Annotated in this window: 5 protein-coding genes and 1 pseudogene; 5 read left to right on the forward strand and 1 reads right to left on the reverse strand. The window is 56.4% G+C overall.

The annotated features are described in order from the left end of the window. Positions 1–3: 3 nt before the first annotated feature. Positions 4–1,443 (reverse strand): sodium:solute symporter, encoded by a 1,440-nt coding sequence (locus tag ACMNI9_RS06590; protein WP_225749893.1) that lies wholly within the window; start codon positions 1,441–1,443, stop codon positions 4–6. Positions 1,444–1,687: 244 nt separating this feature from the next. On the opposite strand from ACMNI9_RS06590, the gene argF reads away from it, so the two are divergent. From argF to ACMNI9_RS06615, 5 genes and pseudogenes are all read left to right on the forward strand, one after another. Then, positions 1,688–2,704 (forward strand): ornithine carbamoyltransferase, encoded by a 1,017-nt coding sequence (gene argF / locus ACMNI9_RS06595; RefSeq protein ID WP_114567343.1) that lies wholly within the window; start codon positions 1,688–1,690, stop codon positions 2,702–2,704. A 129-nt stretch (positions 2,705–2,833) separates the two neighbouring features. Next, positions 2,834–4,348, forward strand: a complete 1,515-nt coding sequence (locus ACMNI9_RS06600) for a YfcC family protein (RefSeq protein WP_418831308.1) — start codon at positions 2,834–2,836, stop codon at positions 4,346–4,348. Between the two features lie 79 nt (positions 4,349–4,427). Then, positions 4,428–5,285 (forward strand): dimethylarginine dimethylaminohydrolase family protein, encoded by an 858-nt coding sequence (locus ACMNI9_RS06605; protein ID WP_216529959.1) that lies wholly within the window; start codon positions 4,428–4,430, stop codon positions 5,283–5,285. Positions 5,286–5,313: 28 nt separating this feature from the next. Next, positions 5,314–6,303: an NAD(P)-dependent oxidoreductase gene (locus ACMNI9_RS06610; RefSeq protein WP_114567340.1), complete on the forward strand. Its 990-nt coding sequence runs from the start codon at positions 5,314–5,316 to the stop codon at positions 6,301–6,303. A gap of 327 nt (positions 6,304–6,630) precedes the next feature. Beyond that, positions 6,631–6,771 (forward strand): annotated as a pseudogene (locus tag ACMNI9_RS06615) (carbamate kinase); the annotation flags it as partial.

Consider the following 6,771-nt stretch of genomic DNA (forward strand, 5'->3'; position numbering starts at 1 on the left):
TTCTTATTTTAGTCGGTCGGCGCCGTTCTTGATGTTTTCGGGAAGTCTTTCGTGCAATGGGGAGGGGATTTTTTTCTTGCTGACGGCGTTGGCGATTGTGTAAACAATCAGGCCCGACCCCATTCCGGCTACAATGGGAATGGAGCTTGCCGTTCCCACCGTCAGGAAGCTCACGGTAACTGCGACCGAGCTTACCCCCAATGCGTATAGACCTGCCCTCGGGCTGAATCGCTTCAATACGAAGCTTGCCACGAGAGGCACGAACACGCATCCCGATAGGTATCCGTAGCAGATATCGATTCCAACGAGAACATCGTTTATCCATAGGGAGCAGATCATTACGATGATGCCTATGATGAGGGCGGATAGGCGAGTTGCCGTAACTTCCCGCAGATGACGGGATCGCTTTCCGCCGAAGCGTACGTACAGGTCGTTGTACAGGATAGTGGACGATGCGAGGATCGTGCCGCTAGAAACCGACATCGTGGCGGCCATGGCAGCTGCCAAAACAAGTCCGCGGATCCCTACGGGCAGAAATGTGGAAATTCCGGTTACGAATGCGTTCTGAGGATTGTCCAGATGGGGCAGAAGTACTGCTACGCTCATGCCGACGATCACCGTGGCGAACGCGTACATGATGCTGTAAAGGCCGGCTCCGATTGTGCCCCGCTTCGATACTTTTTCGTCTTTTGCAGTGAATATGCGTTGCCAGATGTCTTGGCCGATGATAAGCCCGGGAACGTATAACACGATATAGGAGAAGCTTTTGTCGAACCCCATGCTTCCCACTGAAAGGTACGCTTCGGGCACCTTGCTTACCAGCGCATCCCAGCCTCCGGCGGCTGAGATGCAGAAAAGAGGTGCAAGGATGAGAATGCCAATGGTCTTCACAACGAACTGCACGATATCGGTCATGGTGACCGACCACATTCCTCCTACGAATGTGTACAGTATTACGATGCCGCCGCCTAGCGCCATCGACAACGTAGGATCGAGCCCAATGGTTCCGTTGATGATCGTGCCTATGGATATGACTTGGACTACGCTGAGGGTGAGCGTGTATATGAGGGTGAGGACGGAGCTGAATACGCGGGCTGTGGGCCCGTAGCTGCTTTCCACTACTTCGTTCACGCTGAGCGCACGTAATTTTGACAGCTTGCTTGTTACGAGAAAGCCTGCGACGATCAATCCGAATCCAATGCTCAGGTTGAGCCATATGCCGCCGAATCCGAACTGGTAGCCCAGTTGGGCGCTGCCGATAGTGGATCCGCCTCCTAACGTAAGCGCCGCCATGCATCCAAAAAACAGGGGAAACGATAGTCGTCTGCCTGCAACCAGATAATCTTCTTGGGTTTTCGTGAATCGTGCGGCTACGAAGCCGATGGTCACGATGGCGACAAAGTACAGCGCGATGATGACGTAGTCGATAGACGAAAGAGCCATGTGCGACCTCCGCTTCTTTGGAAGAACCCGCCTTGTACCCCATCCTAGATTTTTGCTGTTCAGAATTGTTTGTTCAGACGAACAAAGCAGTTGGTTCCAGTTTTGTCCTTTCGTCCAGTGGGAGGTTGCTCCACCGCTTCGTATGATGCATGCAGTACCTGGCCTGCCAGGAGGGGTCGTGCCAATCGGGTGCGACGTCCGTCGGGGATTGGGACGCAGAGGCATCCAACGAAAGGAGCACTACATGACTAAGTCGGTATTCCAAGGACGCAGCCTCCTCTCCACGAGGGACTACACGAAAGACGAGCTGATGTATCTCATCGGATTCGCCGAGCATCTCAAGGATTTGAAGCAGCGCAATGTCGAGCATCATTATCTGGCGGGCAAGAACATTGCGCTTCTGTTCGAGAAGACATCCACCCGCACTCGCGCTGCGTTCACTACTGCGTGTATCGACTTGGGTGCGCACCCTGAATATCTGGGAAAGAACGATATTCAGCTGGGCAAGAAGGAAACGGTGCGCGACACCGCGCTCGTACTGGGTAGCATGTTCGACGGCATCGAGTTTCGCGGCTTCGCGCAGGAGCATGTCGAAGACCTTGCAAAGTACAGCGGCGTGCCGGTATGGAATGGCCTCACCGACAAAGAGCACCCCACGCAGATGCTGGCTGACTTCATGACTATGAAGGAAAACTTCGGCAAGTTGGAGGGTCTTACGCTGGCCTACTGCGGCCAAGGGCGCAACAACGTGCAGAACTCCCTTATGATCACAAGTGCTATCTTGGGTGTGAATTATTATAATGCCACGCCGGCCGAGCTCGAACCCGACCCGGCCATCGTTGAATTGGCCCGGGCTTTCGCTGCCGAAAGCGGGGCCACTATCACCGTAACGAATGACCCGATTGAGGCCGTGGAGAACGCGGATGCCATCTACACGAACGTGTGGGCGGCCATGGGCGAAGAGTCTCAGTTCGCCGAGCGCGTGAAGCTCATGTCTCCCTACCAGGTGAATGCCAGCCTGTTGTCGCACGTGAAGAATCCCGACTACATTTTTCTGCATTGCTTGCCGGCCTTCCACAACGCCGATACCGAATACGCTGCCGATATAGCCGAGCGCTTCGGCGTCAAAGAAATGGAAGTTACCGACGAGGTGTTCTATTCCGATCATGGACGCCAGTTCCAGCAGGCCGAGAATCGCATGCATACCATCAAGGCCATCATGGCGGCAACTCTGGGCGACCTGTACATTCCCCGCGTCTAATACGGCATCCCGGCACGCCGTGGGGTTCTGCGCAGGGCCCCACGGCAGCGCGGCCTGCAAGGATTCGCTTCGGCGGCACCCTTGGGGCTGCGCCCTGATACGCCGGAAGCGTCGAAGATAGGAGCTTCCATGTCAGACAATGAGCCCGCGAAGGGCAAGAAGAAATTCAAGATGCCGAACACGTACGTCATCTTGTTCGGGGTCATCTGCTTTATCGCCGTGCTCAGTTGGTTCGTGCCGGGCGGCGCGTACGAACTGAACGCCAACGGCGATGCTATTTCGGGGACATACCACATCGTCGAGTCGAACCCCCAGGGATTGTGGGACGTGCTCATGGCACCCATCACGGGCATGCTGGGTTCGGGTGCCATCAGCGGCGCCATCGCCATCTCGCTCACCATCCTCTTGTTCGGCAGCTTCCTCGAGATGATGGAGGAGACCGGTGCGGTGAAGACGGCGCTCAAGCGCATCACCATGAAGAACCAGAACAACATGCACCTGCTCATCGGTATCCTCGTGTGCCTTATGTCGTTCCTCGGTACCTTGGAAGGTGCCTACGAGGAAGGCATCGTGTACTTCCTCATGTTCGTGCCGGTGATCCTGGCGCTCGGGCTCGACACCGTAGTGGCCATCATGATCGTGGTGCTGGGCACGCAAGCCGGCTGTTTGGCCTCGACGGTGAACCCGTTCGCTACGGGTATAGCGTCGGGCATCGCGGGTATCTCGGCCGGCGACGGCATGGGCATGCGCGTGCTGATGCTCGTAGTGTTTACTGCGCTTGTAATCCTCATTATCAACCGCTATGCCGACAAAGTGAAGGCGCACCCTGAGAAATCGGTCCAGTTCTTCCGCCGGAAGCTCGACCTCATCGAGTTCCCGGTTTCTACCAACGAGAACTTGGATCTGTCGGGCCGTCAGAAAGGCGTGCTGGCCATCTTTGTCCTCACGTTCGCCATCATGGTAGTAGGGTGCGTGCCGTGGACGTCCATCAACCCGGATTGGACGTTCTTCGAGCAGTTCGTCGCGTGGATCGGGGTCACGCCGGTGCTGCGCGAGGTGCTAGGAAGCGATATCACGCCGTTCGGTTCGTGGTATTTCCCCGAGATCGCCATGCTCGTGATGGTGATGACGCTGCTCGCCGGCATCGTCATGCGCTACAAAGCCGACAAGATCATCGACACGCTGATCAAGGGTGCTGCCGGTCTGGTTTCCACCGCGTTCGTCGTGCCGCTGGCGCGAGGCATCCAGGTGGTGATGGACGGCGGCCAGATCACGCCCACCATCCTGCACATGTGCGAGAACACGCTGTCGGCCCTGCCTCCCGTTGCGTTCGTGATCGTAGCGCTGATTTGCTACTTTCTCATCGCATGCCTCATCCCGTCGTCAACGGGTTTGGCGGCTGCGACCATGGGCATCATGGCGGCGCTCTCGCAGTTCGCCGGCGTGGACGTAGCCATCATGGTGACCATCTACTGCATGGCGCTCGGTTTGGCCAAGATGATCTCGCCTACTTCGATCGTGGTGATGACCTGCACTTCGGCCGCCCATATGAGCTACGGCGATTGGGTGAAGAAAGCCGCGCCCATCGTGGGCTTCCTGTTCTTCGTGTGCTGCGTGTTCCTTACTGTGGCCGTGATGTTGTAATCCTCCGCTTTCCCGGGGCACCTCGCGTGCTCCGGTTCCCAGACGATCTTCGCGAACATACCAACGAAAGGAGCCTCCCATGGCTGAAGAGAAAGTGTACGTGTCCAACGCGACGAATCCCCTAAAGAAAGTGATGATGTGCTCGCCGCGCTACTACCAGTTCAACGGCATCAATGTGATCACCGCCGAGTGGATGAAGAAGGGCGACCAAGAGAAGAACGACGTCATGGTGGCCGAGTGGCAGATGCTCGTGGATGCCTACAAAGCCAACGGCATCGAGGTCGTGGAAGTGGAAGCGCGTCCCGAGTTCGAGGTGATGACGTTCGCCCGCGACTACGGCTGCATGATCAAGGAAGGCGCTGTGATCGGCCACTTCCGTCATCCGGTTCGCCAGGTCGAGGCCGTGGCGTACGAGAACAAGCTCAAGGAGATGGGTGTTCCCATCGTGGCGCGCGTGAACGCGGGCTGCATGGAGGGCGGCGACTTCTGGATGATCGACGAGCACACGCTGGCGTGGGGCCAGGTGGACCGCACTGACCAGGCTGGCGTCGATAATCTGCGCGATCAACTGCAGAAGCTTGGCTACACCGTAGTGGGCGTGCCGTGTCCGCCGGACAACCTGCACCTCGATATGATCTTCAACATCGTGGCCCCACAGGTGGCGCTGGCCTGCATCGACCAGCTTCCCTACAACTTCTTGCAGATGCTCAAGCGCCGCAACTTCGAGCTGATCCCCGTGGCTAGCGAGGACATGTACAAGCACGGCTGCAACGTGCAGTGCATCGGCGACGGCAAGGTCATCGCCATCGAGAAGAACAAGCACATCAACGACAAGATGCGCGCATTGGGCCTGGACGTGATCGACGTGCCGCTCGACCAGATCCTCCATGCGGGTGGCGGCCCCCACTGCCTCACGCAGCCCATCGAGCGTCCGTAATGGCGTCGTTCAGGAAGGCGGAGCATTTATGAAAGTTCTGATTTGCGATCATCCAGATTGCATGATGCCTGATCATACCTTGGAAATTGAAACGCTGAAGACGGGTCTTGGCTCTGATGTAGATGTTGAGGTGTACGAGTACGAAGACGGCAAGCGTGGCGAATTCTACGAGCATTTAGCTGATGCTGACGCGCTGCTTACGGCATTCGTTCCGGTGGATGCCGAGGCCATGGATCATGCTTCTCGACTCAAGGTGGTGTCGTTGAATTCGACGGGGTTCGATCAAGTTGATTTGGACGAGGCGACCAAGCGCGGCATTGGAGTGTGCCCTGTGGGCGAGTATTGTACATGGGACGTTTCGGAGAGCGCCATCGCTTACATGAGTGCGCTCAACAAGCACTTCAAGTTCTACCAAAAGGAAATTGACGAACGTCATAAATGGGATTATGCGGCAGCGCCTCAGTGGCCTCGTCTCGAGGATCAGGTGCTTGGCATCGTTGGGTTTGGAAAAATAGGGAAATGCACGGCCGAGAAGGCATCGGGACTGGTGAAAAGGATAATCGCATGCGATCCTTATGCGCCCAATGCGGATTTTGTTGAGCGAGGGGTGACGCAGGTCGACAAGAACGAACTACTTGCGGAGTCTGACATTATCGTGAACCACATGTGCTTGACCGACGACAACGAACGCTATTTCGATGCTGCGGCGTTTGCCCGCATGGTTCGCAAGCCTTTGTTCATCAACCTTGGCCGCGGTTTGTGCGTGGACGAAGACGCTCTTGTCGAGGCTCTTGATGAAGGACGAGTACGCGCGTTCGGTGCCGACGTTCTGTATGACGAAACGCCCGATTTGGCATCCAATAAGCTGGTTGGTCGAGACAACGTTGTCATCACGCCGCATTCTGCGTTCTATTCAACCACGGCTATTGAAGATCTTGAGCGTTTGAGCTGCGAGAACATCGTTCATTTTCTCAGAGGGGAAAAAGAGAAGGTTTTCAAACTAGTCAATCAAGTGTAGCTGGCTTCTGATTTCCCGGATGCGATAGAGAATGAAGATCCGATCGCATCCGGACGGATCTGCCGAGGGAGATGTGTGCATGCATCGAATCGAATGCCGAAAGAGGGGTAGGAGCAAGAAGAAGGACGGTCGGTTTTGCCGAAAACCGGCGTTTCACCTGCGGGGTTTAATTCGGTTTACGGGCAGGAGCGCTCGGCTTGCCGCCGCTGTTCGCTTGCATAAACCCCTTTATGTCTTTTCATGGGACGCTGCGGTTCGTATGCTTTCGATGCCGAGCTCTTTCGGCTGTCGGCCTGTGTTTTCGTTATCGAAAGAAAGAGAGAAGCTATGCCTTATCAGAAGGGTGACGGCAAGTCCGTTGTCATCGCGCTGGGCGGCAACGCCCTGGGCAACACGCCCCAGGAGCAGCTCCAGCTGGTCAAGGACACCGCCAAGAACATCGTCGACATGGTCGAGGAGGGCACCAAC

Source organism: Paraeggerthella sp. (genome assembly GCF_048427265.1).
GTDB lineage: Bacteria > Actinomycetota > Coriobacteriia > Coriobacteriales > Eggerthellaceae > Paraeggerthella > Paraeggerthella hominis.